This is a genomic window from Paractinoplanes deccanensis (assembly GCF_016862115.1).
Taxonomy (GTDB): domain Bacteria; phylum Actinomycetota; class Actinomycetes; order Mycobacteriales; family Micromonosporaceae; genus Actinoplanes; species Actinoplanes deccanensis.
On the sequence record NZ_BOMI01000108.1, the window covers coordinates 38939 to 55799 of the forward strand.

The 16861-nt window shown below is 73.0% G+C and carries 17 protein-coding genes and 1 riboswitch; of the genes, 5 read left to right on the forward strand and 12 right to left on the reverse strand.

The window, feature by feature from the left end:
- Nucleotides 1-94 precede the first annotated feature (94 nt).
- Nucleotides 95-1135, forward strand: a complete 1041-nt coding sequence (locus tag Ade02nite_RS27155) for a phosphotransferase (RefSeq protein WP_203769821.1) — start codon at nt 95-97, stop codon at nt 1133-1135.
- A gap of 15 nt (nt 1136-1150) precedes the next feature.
- Here Ade02nite_RS27155 and Ade02nite_RS27160 read toward each other — a convergent pair whose 3' ends face one another.
- Together Ade02nite_RS27160 and Ade02nite_RS27165 are read right to left on the reverse strand one after the other, a co-directional pair.
- The gene (locus Ade02nite_RS27160; RefSeq protein ID WP_203769823.1) at nt 1151-1924 is read right to left on the reverse strand and encodes a CbtA family protein; all 774 of its coding nucleotides are present in this window, start codon (nt 1922-1924) and stop codon (nt 1151-1153) included.
- Nucleotides 1915-2118: a CbtB domain-containing protein gene (locus Ade02nite_RS27165; protein WP_203769825.1), complete on the reverse strand. Its 204-nt coding sequence runs from the start codon at nt 2116-2118 to the stop codon at nt 1915-1917. Before Ade02nite_RS27165 ends, Ade02nite_RS27160 begins: the two co-directional genes overlap by 10 nt.
- 55 nt (nt 2119-2173) lie before the next feature.
- A riboswitch (cobalamin riboswitch) is annotated at nt 2174-2248 on the reverse strand.
- Between the two features lie 123 nt (nt 2249-2371).
- Here Ade02nite_RS27165 and mycP point away from each other — a divergent pair.
- Nucleotides 2372-3571: a type VII secretion-associated serine protease mycosin gene (gene mycP, locus Ade02nite_RS27170; RefSeq protein WP_203769834.1), complete on the forward strand. Its 1200-nt coding sequence runs from the start codon at nt 2372-2374 to the stop codon at nt 3569-3571.
- A gap of 220 nt (nt 3572-3791) precedes the next feature.
- On the opposite strand, the gene Ade02nite_RS27175 is transcribed toward mycP, so the two are convergent.
- Genes Ade02nite_RS27175 through Ade02nite_RS27200 form a run of 6 tightly spaced genes read right to left on the reverse strand, consistent with a single transcriptional unit; the run spans nt 3792 to nt 11278 of the window.
- The gene (locus Ade02nite_RS27175) at nt 3792-5705 is read right to left on the reverse strand and encodes a GH39 family glycosyl hydrolase (RefSeq protein WP_239169078.1); all 1914 of its coding nucleotides are present in this window, start codon (nt 5703-5705) and stop codon (nt 3792-3794) included.
- A gap of 26 nt (nt 5706-5731) precedes the next feature.
- The gene (locus Ade02nite_RS27180; protein WP_239169079.1) at nt 5732-7243 is read right to left on the reverse strand and encodes a glucoamylase family protein; all 1512 of its coding nucleotides are present in this window, start codon (nt 7241-7243) and stop codon (nt 5732-5734) included.
- 16 nt (nt 7244-7259) lie between these two features.
- Nucleotides 7260-8075 (reverse strand): carbohydrate ABC transporter permease, encoded by an 816-nt coding sequence (locus tag Ade02nite_RS27185; protein WP_203769836.1) that lies wholly within the window; start codon nt 8073-8075, stop codon nt 7260-7262.
- Entirely contained in the window at nt 8068-9000 is a 933-nt protein-coding gene (locus Ade02nite_RS27190; protein WP_203769838.1) for a carbohydrate ABC transporter permease, read from the reverse strand. The genes Ade02nite_RS27185 and Ade02nite_RS27190 overlap by 8 nt, the downstream gene beginning before the upstream one ends.
- Entirely contained in the window at nt 8997-10250 is a 1254-nt protein-coding gene (locus Ade02nite_RS27195) for a sugar ABC transporter substrate-binding protein (RefSeq protein ID WP_203769840.1), read from the reverse strand. The genes Ade02nite_RS27190 and Ade02nite_RS27195 overlap by 4 nt, the downstream gene beginning before the upstream one ends.
- Nucleotides 10247-11278 (reverse strand): LacI family DNA-binding transcriptional regulator, encoded by a 1032-nt coding sequence (locus Ade02nite_RS27200; RefSeq protein ID WP_203769842.1) that lies wholly within the window; start codon nt 11276-11278, stop codon nt 10247-10249. The genes Ade02nite_RS27195 and Ade02nite_RS27200 overlap by 4 nt, the downstream gene beginning before the upstream one ends.
- An 87-nt stretch (nt 11279-11365) precedes the next feature.
- On the opposite strand from Ade02nite_RS27200, the gene Ade02nite_RS27205 reads away from it, so the two are divergent.
- From Ade02nite_RS27205 to Ade02nite_RS27215, 3 genes are read left to right on the forward strand one after another with little or no spacing between them, the layout of a single operon-like run.
- Entirely contained in the window at nt 11366-11890 is a 525-nt protein-coding gene (locus tag Ade02nite_RS27205; protein ID WP_203769844.1) for a GNAT family N-acetyltransferase, read from the forward strand.
- 32 nt (nt 11891-11922) lie between these two features.
- Entirely contained in the window at nt 11923-12795 is an 873-nt protein-coding gene (locus tag Ade02nite_RS27210) for a dihydrodipicolinate synthase family protein (RefSeq protein ID WP_203769851.1), read from the forward strand.
- Nucleotides 12792-13727 carry a phosphotransferase gene (locus Ade02nite_RS27215; protein WP_203769861.1) on the forward strand — a complete coding sequence of 312 codons (936 nt, stop codon included), beginning with the start codon at nt 12792-12794 and terminating at the stop codon, nt 13725-13727. The genes Ade02nite_RS27210 and Ade02nite_RS27215 overlap by 4 nt, the downstream gene beginning before the upstream one ends.
- Nucleotides 13728-13932: 205 nt before the next feature.
- Here Ade02nite_RS27215 and Ade02nite_RS27220 read toward each other — a convergent pair whose 3' ends face one another.
- Genes Ade02nite_RS27220 through Ade02nite_RS27235 form a run of 4 tightly spaced genes read right to left on the reverse strand, consistent with a single transcriptional unit; the run spans nt 13933 to nt 16847 of the window.
- A complete protein-coding gene (locus tag Ade02nite_RS27220; protein ID WP_203769863.1) occupies nt 13933-14967 on the reverse strand; it encodes a MerR family transcriptional regulator in 1035 nt (344 codons plus the stop codon).
- A gap of 7 nt (nt 14968-14974) precedes the next feature.
- Complete coding sequence (locus tag Ade02nite_RS27225; RefSeq protein ID WP_203769865.1) at nt 14975-15448, reverse strand: NUDIX domain-containing protein; 474 nt, start codon at nt 15446-15448, stop codon at nt 14975-14977.
- Between the two features lie 2 nt (nt 15449-15450).
- Complete coding sequence (locus Ade02nite_RS27230; RefSeq protein ID WP_203769867.1) at nt 15451-16233, reverse strand: inositol monophosphatase family protein; 783 nt, start codon at nt 16231-16233, stop codon at nt 15451-15453.
- Nucleotides 16230-16847, reverse strand: a complete 618-nt coding sequence (locus tag Ade02nite_RS27235) for a nucleoside/nucleotide kinase family protein (protein ID WP_239169080.1) — start codon at nt 16845-16847, stop codon at nt 16230-16232. Before Ade02nite_RS27235 ends, Ade02nite_RS27230 begins: the two co-directional genes overlap by 4 nt.
- Nucleotides 16848-16861: the final 14 nt, after the last annotated feature.

A 16861-nucleotide genomic window follows, 5' to 3' on the forward strand; every position in this document is an offset into this window, starting at 1 on the left:
ACGAGAATCGGGGTTTTCCACAGGGCGCGGAGGCTCCTCGGGCGTTGTCCACAGGCGCCCCACGGCGAGCTCGGCGGCCGGTAATCTCGGGGCCGTGCCAGTGCTTGATGATCTGATTCGTCCCGGTTGGACCGTCGAGGAGCTGGTGCACAGCACCGCGAACGAGGTGACCGGTGGTGTGTGGCGGGTGCGGCGTGATGACGGGACGGCGGTGTTGAAGGTGGCCACCCCGAGGCGCAGCGGGGCGGCGGAGCATTTGGCGGCGAGTGACGACCCGGGTCACTTCAACTATTGGCGGAGGGAGGTCGAGGCCTATGCGTCGGGGTTGACGGCCGAGGCGCTGCCGGGTTTGCCGGGGCCGCGGTTGTACGAGGTGGTGGAGCGGGCCGACGGGTCGGTGGCGTTGTGGCTCGAGGATGTGCGGGGTGTGCCCGGTCCTGCGGCGGGGCCGGCGCGGCTGGGTGAGGTGGCGTTCCGGCTGGGTGCCGCGCAGGCGGCGTGGCTCGGCTCGACGGGGATCGGCGGGCGGTGGGCGGGGGAGAAGTGGCTCGCCCGGGACTGGTTGCGCGATTACACGCTGGCGCAGCCGGTGGTGGAGGATCTCGACTGGGATCATCCGGTGATCGTGGCGGGCTGGCCGCGGCCGGTGCGGGAGGGGCTGCGGCGGCTGTGGGAGCGGCGGCACGAGGTTCTCGCCGTGACCGACGGGTTGCCGTGGACGTTGTGCCATCACGATGTGTGGCCGATGAATCTGGTGTTCGCGGAGCGGGGGCCGGTGCTGATCGATTGGGCGTTCGTGGGGCCCGGGGCGATCGGGGAGGACGCGGCGAATCTGGCGCTGGACACGTTCCTCGACGGGCTGATCGACATCGGGTTGCTCGACGAGGTGCTGGCCACGGTGGCGGAGCAGTACAGGCGCGGGCTGGGCGGTGCGGTGGACGACGGCATGGTGCGGCGGGCGGTGATGGCGTGCGGGGCGGCGAAGTATTTCTGGCTGGCGCCGCGGATGGTGATGGCCGCGGCGGCCGGGTTCGGGCGTAAGCCGGGTTATGACAGCCGGGGGATCGAGGCGATGGTGGCCGGTCGTGCGCCGGTGCTGGCGGTGGTGGCCCGCTGGGCTGACGAGGTTTTGTGAGCGGCGGGTGGTGGGTCAGGCGTTGGTGACGGTGCCGGCCCGCGGTTCGGGAGCCTGGGTGCGGCGGCGGGCGGTGAGCAGGGCGGCGAAGGTGAGGCCGAGGGCGGTCCAGAGCAGGACCTGGGTGCCGAGGGAGGCGATGCGGAAGTTCCAGAGCAGGCCGGCGGGGAACGTGTCGGGGACTTCGTCGACGGTGGGCAGCAGGACGTAGCCGACGACGACCACGACGAGGAAGCCGGTCACGGCGGCTGTCGCCTGGCGCCATTCGGCGTGCTGGGTGCGGGCGGCGACGACGGAGGCCCAGACGGCGACCAGGCCGATGACGAGGATGGCGAGGTAGCTGATGGTGCGCTGGTCGATGGTGGCGGGGTTGCCGACGGCCGGGGGGTTGGGCGGGTATTTCGCGTACGGCACCAGGACGATGCCGAGCAGGGCCGCGCCGGCGAGGCTGAGCGCCGCCCGGGTGTCGCTGGGGGTGCGCAGGCGGCGGCGCAGCAGCGTGTAGGCCGTGGCGAGTAGGCCGCCCATGGCGGCGCCGTAGAGGGCGGTGGCGAGGAACAGGCCGCCTTTCTGGCCGTCGCGGCTGACCAGTTCCTCGTCGTGGTGGCCGGCGGCCGTGGGGTCGGCGTGGGTGGTGGCTTCCTCGATGGCGATGGCGGCGTCCACATGGGGTTCGCCGAACGCGTACGCGAAGCAGCCGGCGAGCAGGCCGGCGACGAGGCCGGCGAGCAGGCCTCTGAGGAGGAGGGCGCCGTATCCGGGCGTGGTCTTGGGGCCGGTCAGTGACACGGGACGCCGAGCAGGTGGCGGCCGTCGTGCATGAGCTCGTGCAGATACATGCCGCTGCGGGAGACCGCGCCCTGGTCGAAGGCGACCAGGTAGGTGATCAGCAGCAGGAGGGCGGTGACGGCGATCGCGGTCCAGAGCAGCCGCGCGGAGACGGCGGGGGTGCTCAGCGGGCGGGCCGGCTGTGCTTTGGCCATGGTGGAACCTCCTAGCGGGATGACGCGTCCCGTTCGAACAGGCTGCGACGCGTGAGCGTCCTGACTCACGGGCTCCGTTGCCGGAGGCCGTTCACAGTGGCGCGACCGCACCGGAGTTTCACCGGTTTCCCTCGCGACGCCGCAGATGGTTCCCACAACCTAGCTGTGAGCGACCTGAACGCACAACCGGCGCCCGCCGAACGTGTCGCACCCTCCCGATACGATCCAGCCGAATCGTCGGAGGAGGTGTGTGATGCGGTGGCGTGGGGCCGGTGCGGTGGTCGGGGTGGTCGCCGCGTTGCTGGCCGTGCCGGCGCCGGCGGGGGCGGCGGTGGTCTGTGAGCAGGCCGCGAGGCCGCAGCCGGTCGCGTCCGGGGTTCCGGTCGAGGATCAGGTGTACGCGCCGAAGCGGCTGGCCGGGTTCGCGACCGGGCGGGGTGTGCGGGTCGCCGTGATCGACTCCGGGGTGGACGCCACTCATCCGCAGCTGCGCGGCCGGGTCGCCACCGGCGCCGACTTCCTGCACGGGGACGACACGGGCCGGCAGGACTGCAACGGTCATGGCACGGCCGTGGCGAGCATCATCGCGGCGGCGCCGGTGCGCGCCACCGGGTTCCAGGGTCTCGCGCCCGACGCGGCGATCATCCCGTTCCGCATCAGCGAGCAGCAGGAGATCGACGGCAAGGCGGTCGGTGACCGGGGCACGCCGGCGCAGTTCGCGCAGGCGATCGATCTGGCCGTCGCCCAGGACGCCGATGTGATCAACATTTCGCTGGTGATGACGTCGGACAACATCGCGGTACGGGCGGCGGTGGCCCGGGCGATCCGGGCCGGTGTGGTGGTCGTGGCGGCCGCCGGCAACCAGGCGGGCAACGGCAACCCCGACCCGTTCCCGGCGAAATATCCCGGGGTCATCGGCGTCGGCGCGCTCAAGGCCGACGGCGGCATAGCGGGGTATTCGCAGCACGGCGACTACGTCGACCTGGTCGCCATGGGTGACGGCGTGACGGTGGCGGCCCGCGGCGGCGGGCACACGACGTTGCAGGGCACCAGTTTCGCCGCGCCGTTCGTGTCCGCCACGGCCGCGCTGATCAAGCAGCGCTTCCCGGGGCTCACGCCGGCCCAGGTGCGGCAGCGGCTGATCGCCACTGCCGACCCGGCCCCCGGGGGCAGTGTCAGCGCCGAATACGGGTTCGGCTTGCTCAACCCCTACCGTGCGCTCACCGAGAACCTGGGCCCGCAGGAGCAGGCGCAGCCGGCCCCCGAGTCGATGACCATGAACGATCCGGCCGCCGTGGCGCTGGCCGCCCGCCGCGCCGAGTCCCGCGACCGTGCCTTGGTCTTCGCCGCCGCCGGCGCCGGCCTGGTGCTGCTGCTCGGCCTGACCGCGGTGATCGTCCGCCAGGGCCGCCGCCGCGGCTGGCATCCCGCCACCCCGGCCGCTCCCGATTGACCATTCTCGATGGCTCGCTGGGCGCCCTGAACCGCCGCGCCCAGCTTCATCACGTCCTGCGCATCCCAGGTGGCCCGGCCCAAAGATGACTCGCGGGCGCCCTGAACCGCCACGCCCAGCTTCATCACGCCCTGCGCATCCCAGGTGGCCCGGCCCAAGGTCGACGCCGTGCGGCACCTGCACGAGCTGACCTGCGGGCGGGACATGTCGGGCGGCGTGGCTACAGCGGGTGCAGGGTCAGGAAGGCTATGCCGGGGTTGGGCAGGTCGAGCACGACGTCGGCGCCGGGGGGTATGCGGCGGGAGGGTTCGGACTCGGGGAGGTGGTCGGCTTGCTGCAGGGTGTGCCATTGGGCGGGGGTGGGCCATTCGCCGGCGAAGTGGGTGGTGATGTTGCCGTGGGTGTGGTCGACGCGCCAGGTGCGCAGGCGGTGGGGGATGGCCAGGTCGAGGGTGAGGCGGACGGTGCGGGCCAGTTCGGGGGCGCCGTGGGCCTTGGTGTGGTCGAGGGTGCTGTTCCAGAGCAGGATGGCGAGGCTGCCGTCGGGGTGGCGGGAGGCCCAGGCTTCGACGAGGCTGCCGGCGCCGTCGCCGGTGAGGGCGACGGGCAGTTCGTGGGGGCCGAGGCGTTCGGCGAGGGCGAGGGCCCAGAACTTGGGTTTGGCGAGGTTGCCGACGGTGAGCAGGCCGAAGCCGCCGTGGAACAGGCGTGGCGGGCGGCCGAGCTCCTCGAAGTGGTCGGAGGCGACCCAGGGGGCGAGGGCGTGCAGGCGGCCGGCGGCGGAGTGCATGCCTTTGAGCAGGAACGCGGCGGCGAAGACGGTGTCGTTGATGTCGCTGCCGTGGGTGGCGGTGACACCCCATTCGGTCCACAGGACGGGGCGGTCGCCGGCCAGCGGGCGCAGGTCGAGGGGGATCGTGCCGTAGACGTGGGTGGACAGGAAGTCGACCGGGGCTTCGACGCCGGTCTGGTCCTCGACCCAGCCGGCGGCGGCGGTGGCGGGGCCGCCGACGCGCAGGGCGGGGTGGACGTCCTTCACGGCGCGGGCGGTGGTCTCGTAGAGCTGCCAGTATTCGGCGGGGGTGCCGGACCAGAAGACGGACAGGTTCGGTTCGTTCCACACCTCGAACCACCAGTGGTCGCGCACGTCGTCGAGGCCGTAGCGGTCGACGACGTGGGCGGTGAAGGCGCGGATCAGGCCGGCCCAGCGGTCCCAGTCGCGGGGCGGGGAGATGACGCCGCGGTAGGTGAACACGGTGCGGCCGGGGTCGCGGGCCAGGTCGCGGGGCATGTAGCCGAACTCGACGACGGGAGTCATGCCGAGCTCGCGGACGGTGTCGTAGATCTGGTCGACGCGGGTGAAGTCGTGCACGGGTTCGCCGCCGGTCTCGCGGTAGACGCCGACGTCGTCGCCGAGGATGTGGTGGGCGCGGACGGTTCGCACGCCGATCTCGTCGCGGACGCGGCGCAGGGCCTCGCGTAGTTCGGCGCCGATGGGGCGGCCGCCGGTCTCGTCGGTGGACAGCAGGTGGCTGAGGTGTTCGGAGCCGACCATCGCCTGCCAGATCCGGTGCAGCGGCCGGGGCTGGGCGCCGACGGCGACGGTGACGCCCGGGTCGCCGGACACGCCGGGCGGAGAAGCGGCGCCCGGAAGAATGGCGCCCGAAGAAACGGCGCCCGAAGAAGCGGCGGGCGGAGAAACGGCGCCCGAAGAAGCGGCAGGCGAAGAAGCGGCGGGCGGAGAAGCGGGCAGAGCCGCGGACGGAGGGGCGGGCACCGGCTCCGACAGGGGGCCGATGGCCGTCACGGTTTGCAGGGCCGCGACGGCGTACCAGCCGCCGCGGCCGTCGGTGGTGTCGGCGTAGGGGCCGTGGGGGACGGCGAGGACGTCGCCGCCGCCGTGGTCGACGACCTCGAACGGGCCGGCGGGGGACGCCGCCCGGTGCACGGCGTAGCCGATGGCGCCGGGCACGGGGGTCCAGTCGACGGTGACGTGGCCGTGGCCGGTCGCCGCGGTCACGCCGGTGACGGCCGGAAGGGCGGCGCGCTGTGGGACGCCGGGGGTGCGGTCCTGGGCGCCGCCCGCGCCCATCAGGGCGGCCCAGCTCGCGCGGGCCTGATCTTCGATGGTCATGTGAGTTCCTCGGAGTGGGCCGGCCGTCAGCGGGCGCGCAGTTGGGGGAGTTCCTGGTGGGCGGGGACGTTGAAGGTCTCGGCGGCCAGCAGCGGCCGTACCGCGCGTTCGAAGGCGGGGGTGACGAAGGCCCGCTTGAGCACGTCGCGGGCGAGGTGGTTGCCGATCGCCCCCATGATCATGGATTGGTCGAGGGAGAGGTACCGCTTGGCGACGGTGCCGCTGCGCACGGCGATGGCGTCGTAGAAGCCGCCGGGCCCGTACGCGTCGAAATCGTTTTTGATCTTCGAGAGGTTGCGGAGCACCGGGCCGGGGGCGTAAGGCAGGGCGAGGAACGCGGCGTGCGGGGTGACCACGCCGTCGCCGTAGACGGCCGGCGGGCCGGGCGGGCGGCAGTCGCCGAAGCCCGCGTCGTAGCGGCCGCCCTGCACGTCGGACGGATAGCCGTCGGTGTCCATGCCCATCGCGTCGACGCCGTAGACGCCGTACCTGCCGAACGGGTTGGACGCCGGGGAGAACCCCCAGTAGCCGTAGCGGGCGTCGGCGAGGCCGTGCTCGATCTGCGCGGCCACGGTCGCCGGGTGGTTGCGGCCCCAGCTGCGCGGCCCCCACGCGGTCTCGGGCACGAACAGGTCCGGCATCAGCGCCTCGAACATGTCACCGCCCCAGCTCGGCACGAACGTGATGCCGCGGTAGCGGTACGAGCCCTCGTAGACGCCGCGGCCGAGGTGGGTGGTGCTGAACCCGGTGGGCCGCATCTCCTGCCACGCGTAGTCGCAGCTGTCCGGCAGGGTGCGCATGGTGTCGTAGTAGGCGGTCGGCGGGATCTGCCCGGCGCCGATGCCCAGATAGGTGGCGATGCGCGGCTCGGTCACCGTGATGTCGTAATGGTTGCAGGTGAACCAGACGCCGTTCTGCGGCACCGAGCAGCCCGACGGTGCGGTGTCCCAGAATCCGCCGCGGATCAGCCCGCGCGTGCCGATCGGTGACACCGCGGCCGGGTTGAAAGAGAACCCGAAGTCCATGTTGTTCACAATGGCGCCGGCGCGGGCGCGCAACGACGGGAAAGCGCCCTGCACGACGCGCAGGGACGCGGCGAGCCATCCGTTGTCGACCGACGACAGAAACGGTGTCACGGCGGTGCCGTCGGGCAGGACGGTCAGCACGGCGCCGGTGTGCGGGTCGTACCAGTTGTAGAACATGCCCGAGGCGGTGTGACGCCGCAATGCCGCCAAGGTCGACAGGGTTTTCGACACGCGGGCGGTGGCTTCCGCCGCCGAGATGATGCCCAATTCGCGGGCCACCACGGCCGACCACATGAAGCCGCCGATATTTGTCGGGGACGTGTACGCCGACGGCGCCGACAGGTCGCCGGGAATGTTGTCGGCGACCAGGCCCGTCGCCGGGTCGGTCATCGCCACCAGGGAACGCCACGTGTCGCGCGCATAGGCCCGCAGCGGATCCGGCGCGGCCTGCGCCACGGCCGCGCCGGAAAGGACCAGAACCAGGGCCAGCAAGGGTACGAGCAGACGTCTCATCGGAAGGAAGCGCTCCTCACTTGAGTCCGGTCGTGGCGATGCCGCGCATGAAGTGCCGCTGCAACGCCAGGAAGACGATCAGAACGGGGACGACCACCACGACCGCGCCGGCCAGCAGCAGCCCGTAATAGGCGCGGTTCTGCCCGATGCTGTAGAGCGCCAAAGCCACCGGCAGCGTGTATTTGTCGTCGGTCGTGGCCACCACCAGCGGCCACAGGAAGTTGTTCCACGACGCCAGGAACGTCAGGATGCCCAGCGTCGCCAGGGCCGGTTTGCACAACGGCAGCACGACCCGCCAGAAGATGCGCCATTCGCCGGCCCCGTCGACGCGGGCCGCCTCGATCAGGTCGTCCGGTATCGACAGCAGGAACTGGCGCATCAGGAACACGCCGAACGGGCCGGCGAGGAACGGCAGGACCAGCCCCGCGTACGAGTTGGCCAGGCCCATGTTGCTGATCAGCACGAACTGCGGCACGAACGTCACCATGCCCGGCACCATCAGCATGCCCAGCACCGCCAGGAACAGCGCCTTGCGGCCCGGGAAGTCCAGCTTGGCCAGCGCGTAGCCGAGCAGCGAGCAGAACAGCAGATTGCCGGCGGTCACCAGCACGGCCACGATCGCCGAGTTCGCGAAGTACTGCGGGAAATCGAGCCGGGAGAACAGGTCCCGGTAGTTGCCGAGCGTCCACGTGTGCGGCCACCACGTCGGCGGCACCGCGCGGATCTCGGCCTCCGGTTTGAACGAGGACAACAGCATCCACACGAACGGGCCGACGACGACGAGCAGGCCGAGCGCCAGCACGGCGTACAGCAAAAGCTTGGCCCTAGTCATCGCGGCTCCCGAGCAGGCGGAACTGCAGCACCGACAGGGCGACGATCGCCACGAAAAGCACGTAGGACGCGGCGGCCGCGTAACCGTAGTTGCCGAAACCGAACTGGTTGTAGATGTGGTACGACACCGACAGCGTCGACGACAGCGGGCCGCCCTGCGTCATCACCAGCGGCTCCTCGAACAATTGGAGATAGCCGATGCCGGTGATGACCGCGCCGAACAGCAGCGCCGGGCGCATCAGCGGCATCGTGATGCGCCGCAACTGCTGCCAGCGGCCGGCGCCGTCGAGCGTCGCCGCCTCGTACAGATGGGCGGGAATGCCTTGCAGGGCCGCGAGGAAAATCACCATGAGCGACCCGAAGTTGCGCCACGCCGCCATCACGATGATGGACCCCAGCGACGTGCCCGGATTCTGCAGCCAGGCCGGCCCCTCGACGCCGATCAGGCCGAGCAGATTGTTGACCAGGCCGGCCTCGGGGTCGAGCAGGAAACGCCACACGACGGCGATCGCGACGATGCTGGTGACCACCGGCAGGTAGAACCCGACCCGGAAGACCGCCCGGAACCGGATCAGCCCGGAATTGAGCGCGTTCGCCGCGGCCAGCGCCGCCACCATGGTCAACGGCACACCGACGGCCACGAAGACGATCGTGTTGAGCGCCGAGCGCAGGAACAGCTCGTCGGAGAACAGCCGGGTGAAATTGCCGAACCCGACGACATTGACGGCCAGCGGCGTGCGCAGATCGGTCGCGCGCATGTCGGTCAGGCTCATCACCAGCGATGCCAGCACCGGCAGCAGCGCGAACACCAGGAACAGCAGGGTGAACGGCGCGGCGAACGACCAGCCGATCCAGGCCCGCCGGCGGCGGGCGCGGGTGGCCCGTCCGCGGGTGGCGGCGGCCGGGCGGTCGAGGACGGCGGTCACGAGCCGGTGCCGATGGACGACGCCTGGTTCTGCACCGCCTTGAGCGCGGCCGCCGGGTCGGCCCCGGCGACGCAGACCTTCTCGGCCTGCACGTCGAACGCGGCCGCCACCTGCGACCAGGTCGGGAACGCCGGCGGCGCCTTGGCCGACTTGAGCTGCTCGCCGAAGACCTGCAGGATCGGGTCGCCGGACAGGGCCGGGTCGCTCCACGCCGACCGCACCGCGGGCAGGTCGGCGACCGTCTGATACCAGCGCACCTGCACGTCCGGCTTGCTCAGCCAGGCCAGGAACTTCCACGCGGCGTCGCGGTTGTTCGCGTCCTTGAACACGGCGATGTTGCTGCCGCCGATGAACGACGTCGACGACTGCTTCGACGGCATCGGCGCGACGGTGTACTTGCTCGCGAAGTCCTTGCCGCCCTGCTCGTTGAGGATGCCGACATGCCACGGCCCGGACATGAACGCGCCGATCTCGCCGCGCACGAACGCCGGCTCCAGCGCGCCCTGCGGCAGGTCGGTGGGTGCCAGCTTGCCGGTGAAGAACGACTGGTAGTAGCGCAGCGCCTCGGCCAGCTGCGGCGTGTCGAACGTGTACCCGTCCGCGGTGGCGATCTGGGCGCCGTTGGACCAGCCGAACGGCAGGATCGACTGCCAGCTGCCCGTCTTGCCCGGCTGCAGGCTGATGCCCCACTTCGCGCCGGCCTTCGACCGCATCGCGGCGGCCATCGCGGACAGGTCGTCCCACGTCTTCGGGCCGTGCGGGAAACCGGCCTTCGCGGCGAGGTCCGTGCGGTAGTAGATGCCGCGCGTCTCCACGTACCACGGCACCCCGTAGGAGGTGCCGTCGACGACGGTGGTGTCCCACGCGCCCGGGAAGAACGAGTCCTGGGCGAACAGGCCGGCCGGGGTCGGGTCGAGCGCGCCGGTCTTGGCGAACTCGCCCTGCAACGTCGTACCGATCATCGACACGTCCGGGGTCTGCCGCGCCGCGATCGCGCTGGAGATCTTCTGCTGGGCGGAGTCCCACGGCACCGCCGTCACGGTCACCTTCGCGTCCGGGTTCTCGGCGGTGAAGCCCTTCGCGAACTCGGCGAGCTTCTCTCCCTCCGTACCCATCGCCCAGACCGTCACCTCCCCGGTCGCCTTGCCCGCACCGACCGCCTCGGCGGTCTCGCCGCTGTCACCCGCGTCGCGGCCGCACGCCGTCAACGCCAGGGCCGCCGCCACACCGACGGCAAGCACTCTTCTCACTGCTGCTGCACCTCCTCATGGGGGCCGCACGTGCGCCGGACCACCACTTCGGTGGCGAGGATCCGGCGGCGCGCGGCCCGGGCGGGCTCGTTGCGCTTCGTCTCGGTGATGCGCCGGTGCAGCCAGCGGGCGGCGGCCGCGCCGAGCTCACGCATCGGCTGCCGCACCGTGGTCAACCCGGCGAAGCGGGCCGCGAGCAGGTCGTCCCAGCCGGTCACGGCCAGATCGCCGGGCACCCGCAACCCCGCCGCCTCGGCGGCCAGCAGCACACCGAGCGCGACCTCGTCGTTGGCGCACACCACCGCGTCGGGCCGCCGGCCCCGCAGCAGCGCACGCGCCGCTTCCTCCCCCGCTTGCAGATCAAGACCCCGGGGCCGTACGAGGTGAAGCTCCGTCCCCGCCTGCCGGGCCAGGCCCGCGCGCAGCCCCGCGAACCGGCCCGCCACGTCCGGGGACCCCTCCGGGTCACCGAGGAACGTCACGTCGCGGTGCCCGTGCCCGGCCAGATGCGCGGCCAGGGCCCGCGCCGTGCTCGCGTTGGCGGCGCGCAGCGAGTCCACCCCCGGCACCGGGTCACGGGCGAGCAGCACCACCGGCACCCCGGACGCCGCGATCTGCCCGATCACGTCGTCGCCGACGGTGCGGCCCAGCACGGTCAGCCCGTCCACCCGCCCGGCCAAATCCCGCACGGCCGCGGCCGGGTCCCGCCGGCCGTGGGTGGCGAGGATCAGCACGCTGCTGCCGGTGGCCGCGGCGGCCGCCTCGTACCCGAGGATCACCTCGGCGTAGTAGGGGCCGACCAGATCCGGGAAGACGATCCCGTTCGCCGCATGCCGGCCCTCGGCCAGCGACCGCGCCGACCCGCTGGGGGTGAACCGCAGCTGCCGGGCGGCGGCGCGCACCCGCTCCCGGGTCTGCTCGGTGACCAGCTCGGAGTCGCGCAATGCCCGCGACACCGTGGCGATCGAGACACCGGCCAGCTGAGCGACCTGATAGATCGTCGGCTTTGTAAGCGCTTTCATCGCCATGGCCGGACCGTAACGCCGCCGCAACATCGCGGAAACCCGTGGTCCGCGCGTATTCGTCATCAGCGATATGGGTCATATCTTTTGACCATGGAACTGCAGGAGTGGGACGAGCGCGGCCTGTGGCTGGAGCGGCAGGCCAACACCGCGGCCATGAAGGAGCACCTCGGCGGCGTCGAACCGCCCGGCAAGCTCGTCGAGCGGCACGAGAAGTACCTGGCCACCATGCGCGGCGCGGACGGCTGGATGTGGCTGGTCGTGCTGCCCGGCTCGCCCGACCCGGTGGGCAGCGTCGGCTACTGGCGCCGCGAATGGCGCGGCGAGCCGGTCTACGAGATGGGCTGGAAGATCCTGCCCGCCCATCAGGGGCGCGGCCTGGCGGTGCGGGCGACGGTGGCCGCGCTGCGGCGGGTGGCCGCGATCGGTGAGAGGCGCTACGTGCACGCCTATCCGTCGGTGGCGAACACCGCGTCCAACGGGGTGTGCCGGCGATCCGGCTTCCAGCTGCTGGGCGAGACGTCGTTCGAATACCCGCGCGGCCACCTCATCGTGTCGAACGACTGGCGCTACGACCTTTCAGCACCGCTAAACAATCCGGCAAGGACAAATCAATAGACCTTAGGGGTACGGGCTGCGACGGTGACCCGATGACACTCACCGGCCTGTACGTCCCCCTGATCACCCCCTTCGACGCCGACGGCGCGGTGGCCACCGGCGCGCTGGACACGCTCGCCCGCGACACCCTCGACCACGGCGCCACCGGGCTGGTCGCGCTCGGCACCACCGCGGAACCGTCGGCCCTGACCGCGGCGGAACGCGCGCTCGTGCTCGACACCGTCGCCGCGGTGTGCGCCTCGCGCGGGGCCCCGATGCTCGCCGGGGCCCACGACGCGGCGGCGCTCGGCGCGCTCGCCGCGCAACCGGCGGTCACCGCCGCGCTGACGCTGGTGCCGCCGTTCGTGCGGGCCGGTGAGGACGGCGTGGTGGCCCACCTGAGCGCCCTCGCCGGCGCGAGCCCGGTACCACTGGTGATCTACCACGTGCCGTACCGCACCGCCCAGCCGCTGCCGGCGGCCGCGCTGCGCCGCATCGCCGCCATCCCCGGGGTGATCGGCATGAAACTGGCCGCCGGCGGCATCGACGCGGACACCGTCGACCTGCTCGCCGACCCGCCGCCGGACTTCGCGATCCTCGGCGGGGACGACCTCTACATCGCGCCGCTGCTGGCGATGGGCGCCCACGGCGGCATCCTCGCCTCGGCCCACATGGCCACCCGCGCCTACGCCGACCTGATCACCGCCCGGGGCCCGCTCCCGCTCGGCCGCGGGCTGGCCCGCCTGTCGGCGGCCCTGTTCGCCGAACCCAACCCGGCGGTGATCAAGGGCGTGCTGCACGCGCACGGCCGCATCCCCACCCCGCACGTACGGCTGCCGCTGCTGCCCGCCACGCCGGCGGCCGTACGCGCCGCCGGCACAGCGGCGGGCCGGCAGCTCGACGACCGCGCCTACCATGCGGTGTGACCTTCACACCCCGCGCCGCGTGGGCCGACACGCCGCACCCGGTGCGGGCCGCCGTCGCCGGCGCGCTCGGCGCCCCGATCACCGCCCACACCGACCTGCACGGCGGCATGTCCCCCGGCCCCGCCGCCGGCCTGCGCCTGGCCGACGGGCGGCAGGTCTTCGTCAAGGCCGTCTCCGCCGACGTCCGGGCCCACAACCACGCGATGATCCGCCAGGAGTCCACCATCCTGGACGTGCTGCCGCCGTCCGTGCCGGCACCGCGGCGCCTCGCCACCGTCGAACACGGCCCCTGGATCGCGTTGGCCACCACCTGGGCCGCCGGCGCCACCCCCGGCGCGTGGACCGACACGGCGATCGCCGCCGTCGCCGTCGCCTGCCGCACCGCGAGCGCCCACCCGGCCCCGCCGGCCCTGCCACCGGCCGCCCAGCGCATCACCGACTTCGACGGCTGGACACGGCTGCTCAAGACCGGCACCGCCGACGACTGGGAGACCACCCACGCCGAGCACGCGGCCGGCGTGGTGGCCGGCTGGCAGGACTGGACGGCAGGCAGCGCGCTGGTCCACCGCGACATCCGCCTCGACAACACCGCCGTCGGCACGTCAGCGGTGCTGCTCGACTGGGCGTACGCGGCCGCCGGCGCCCCCTGGATCGACCTGGCCCAGCTCGCCGCCGACATCGTCGCCACCGGACACACCCTCGGCCCCGCTGCCGCGACCGACCGCGCGTACCGCCTGCTGCGAACCCTGCCACCGGAGGCGTCCCGTTTCGTCGTCGGCCTCACCGGCATGTGGAGCATCCGCGCCGCCACCATCCCCGACACCGTCATGCCCGAGATCTCCCAGTGGCGCCGCGCGCGGGCGGCGGCCCTGCGCCCGCTCGTGTCCCGCCTGATCAGCGACTTGCGCGGCCGGACGCCCGGCGATCCGTGACCCGGGCGATTTCCGCCCTGTCTCGGTCTGCGGCAACGCCGACAGCTCGTGGCTCCTGCTGGCCCACGGACCTCCCGGCGCGGTTGCCGCCTTGCCGTCGAATGTCGCGGCATCGGCTCAGGCGGCCCGTGCCGCCGAAGCGCTGACGCCGTGAGCACCGCCCCACCACCCCGGCCACCGTGCCCCGGCCACCGTGCCCCAACCGTCAGCAGACCTCGGCGACCGCCACCGCGACGTTGTCCGGCGCGCCCGCCCCATGAGCCAACGCGATCAGCTCCCCGACCGCCTCCCGCGGCCCCGCCGCCGCGCCCAGAGCCGCACCGATGGCGGCCGCCCCCGCCACCGCCGACAACCCGTCCGAGCACAGCAGATACCGATCACCCGGCACGGCGGTGCGCAACCCCAGGTCCGCCTCTCCCGGCGCGCCCCAGCCGACGGCCCGGGCGAGCAGCGCCCGCTGGGGATGCGCGGCGGCCTCCGCCAGGGTGAGCCGGCCCTGGTCGACCTGCGCCCGTACCCACGTGTGGTCCTGGGTCAGCTGGGTCAGCTCGCCGTCGCGCAGCAGGTAGGCGCGGCTGTCGCCGACGTGCACCAGGGCCAGCTGGGTGCCGCGGCGCAGCAGGGCGGTCAGCGTGGTCACCGGGCCGGCGTCGAGGGCCCGGATCCGCCGGTCGGCCGCGCGGACGGCGCCCGCCAGCAGGGACAGCGGCTCGGCCCCGGGGGTCTGTTCGACCGCGCGGACCGCGGCGACGGCGGCCGCGGCGGCCTGTGCACCGCCGGGGCCCCGGGTCCCGTCGGCGACCGCGAGGAGTTGATCGCCGGCGTACGCCACGTCCTCGTTGGTGTCGCGGCCCCGGCCCGGGTCGAGGCCGCAGGCGTGCCGGAAGACGATGCCGGGGGTGGCCGTGTCCTCGCCGGTCAGGTTCGCCACGAGCAGGGCGGCACGCCGGGCCCGGGCCGCCGTGTCGGCCGTGACCTCGCGCCAGTAGGCGTCGACCGCTTCGGCGGCGGCCGCCGGGGGGAGGGCGCACACGTCGGCGATCTCGGTGAGGGGCATGCCGATGCGGCGCAGCTCGGCGATCAGCCGGGCCCGGGCGAGCTGTGCGGGGTCGTAGAAGCGGTAGCCGGACTCCGGGTCGACCGCGGCGGGGCGCAGCAGGCCCGTCTCGTCGTACAGCCGCAGCGCCTTGGGGGTGAGCCCGGCCTCGCGGGCGAACGCGCCGATCGTCAGCAGGGACACGGGCCGCTCACTTGCGCAGCAGGCCGGTCACCGGGATCGGCGGGACGTGACCGGTGCGCGGGCGCTGCCGGTGCAGGGCGAGGCCGACGTCCACCAGCGCGGCGCGTTCCAAAGACGCCACCTCGGCCAGCGGCACCCAGCGGGCCGTGTCGGTGGAGCCACCCGTCTCGTCGCGCAGGGCGCCGCCGGTCAGCGTGACCTCGTAGAACACGCCGATCGCGTGCATCGTCAGGCCGGGCGGGTCGCTGTAGTCCATGGTGAACACCCGCGAGTCGACCCCCAGCAGCGCGTCCGCCCGCGCCCGGTAGCCGGTCTCCTCCTCGACCTCACGGACGACGGCGTCGACCGGGTCCTCGCCCTCCTCGACGCGGCCGCCGGGCAAAGTCCAGTGCCGCACGGCGGCGTCCGGGGACACGAAACGCGCCAGCAGCAGACTGCCGTCACGCACGCAGATGCCGTACGAGGCGATGCGCTGCACCATCCTCAGAGGCCGATCATCGCGAGCAACTCGGCGTGGGTCCGCTCGTCGGCCGCGGCCAGCAGACCCTGCGAGCCGGTGTGCAGCGGGCCGCCGTCGAGGGCGGTGACCACACCCCCGGCGGCCCGGCACAGCGCGACACCGGCGGCGAAATGCACGCTGTCGCGCACCGACCCGTCGGTGACGTACGCGGCGCGCCGCCCCGCCGCCACCCACGCCACGGCGAGCGTCGTCGACACCACACGCGGGCGGAACCGGGCCCCGAAGCGCCGGTCGGCGAGCAGGTCCACCGCCCGGAAACGGGGATCGTTGAGGAACGGCGGATCCAGGTTGACGTCCACCAGAGCCGAGACCGCGGACGGCACCAACCGCTCGTCGCCGCCGTCACGGCGCACCCACGCCGCCTTGCCGTCGGTCCAGAACACCTCGCGGGTGAACGGGTCGGCGACCGCGGCGGCCGTCACGTCGTCACCGGCGCGCAGGGCCACGTTGACGGCGACCAGCAGGGTCCGGGCGGCGTAGTTGAGGGTGCCGCACAGCGGGTCGACCAGCCACGTCCGGTCGTGACCGGCCGGGCCGCTGTGGCCGGTCTCCTCGCCGAGCACCGCGTCGCCCGGGCGGGCCGCGCGCAGCACGCCGGCGATCACCCGCTCGGCCTCCAGGTCGGCGGCGGTCGCGAAGTCGCCCGCGCCCTTGTCCACCCGGTCGAGGGCGGCGCCGAAACTGTCGCGGACGACAACCGCGCCGGCCTCGGCGGCCGCGATGGCCAGGCCCCCGTCGTCGATCATGGATGCACGATAGCCGCCGTCCGCCAGTCCGACGCATCGACGACCACATCGGCGCGCGAGCGCGGGTCACAGGCGGCGAAATACCGGCGCTGCCCGCCGACGTACCGGGCCTGGCTCGGATGATCCGGGTCCGGGTGCGAGCCGTCGCGGCGCGCCATCCGCGCGACGGTCACCTCGAACGGCGCGTCCAGCAGCACCGACAGCTCCCACCTGCCGGCGAGCTCGTCACGGTGCAGGAACAACCCGTCGACGATCAGCACCGTGCCGCGCGGCGCCACCTCCCAATCAAGATCCAGGACCTGGTCGGTACGGAGATCGTGCGCGGCCCGCCGGAACCGGCGCGACCCACCGGGGGCAAAAGGATCGAGCACCTCGCGTACGAGGGCCGCATAGTCGTAACTGTCCAGCCAGAACCCCTCCGCCGAGTCACGCCCCCGCCGATGCCGCACGGCCGCCGGGTGGTGGAAGTCGTCCACCGACACGTGCACGACCGGACGGCCCCGCGCACGCAGCACCCCGGCGAGCGCGGCCGCGAACGTCGACTTGCCGACCCCGTCCACACCGTCGACACCGACCCGCACGGCATCCAAGCCGACCGGCACAAGATCGGCCACCTGCTCGAGCAGCC

Coding starts and splice junctions, on each gene's coding strand:
- Ade02nite_RS27225 (WP_203769865.1), bottom strand. CDS start 15,448: ATGGTGCAGCGCATCGCCTCGTACGGCATCTGCGTGCGTGACGGCAGT.
- mycP (WP_203769834.1), top strand. CDS start 2,372: ATGCGGTGGCGTGGGGCCGGTGCGGTGGTCGGGGTGGTCGCCGCGTTG.
- Ade02nite_RS27165 (WP_203769825.1), bottom strand. CDS start 2,118: ATGGCCAAAGCACAGCCGGCCCGCCCGCTGAGCACCCCCGCCGTCTCC.
- Ade02nite_RS27200 (WP_203769842.1), bottom strand. CDS start 11,278: ATGGCGATGAAAGCGCTTACAAAGCCGACGATCTATCAGGTCGCTCAG.
- Ade02nite_RS27175 (WP_239169078.1), bottom strand. CDS start 5,705: ATGACCATCGAAGATCAGGCCCGCGCGAGCTGGGCCGCCCTGATGGGC.
- Ade02nite_RS27180 (WP_239169079.1), bottom strand. CDS start 7,243: ATGAGACGTCTGCTCGTACCCTTGCTGGCCCTGGTTCTGGTCCTTTCC.
- Ade02nite_RS27205 (WP_203769844.1), top strand. CDS start 11,366: ATGGAACTGCAGGAGTGGGACGAGCGCGGCCTGTGGCTGGAGCGGCAG.
- Ade02nite_RS27210 (WP_203769851.1), top strand. CDS start 11,923: ATGACACTCACCGGCCTGTACGTCCCCCTGATCACCCCCTTCGACGCC.
- Ade02nite_RS27230 (WP_203769867.1), bottom strand. CDS start 16,233: ATGATCGACGACGGGGGCCTGGCCATCGCGGCCGCCGAGGCCGGCGCG.
- Ade02nite_RS27185 (WP_203769836.1), bottom strand. CDS start 8,075: ATGACTAGGGCCAAGCTTTTGCTGTACGCCGTGCTGGCGCTCGGCCTG.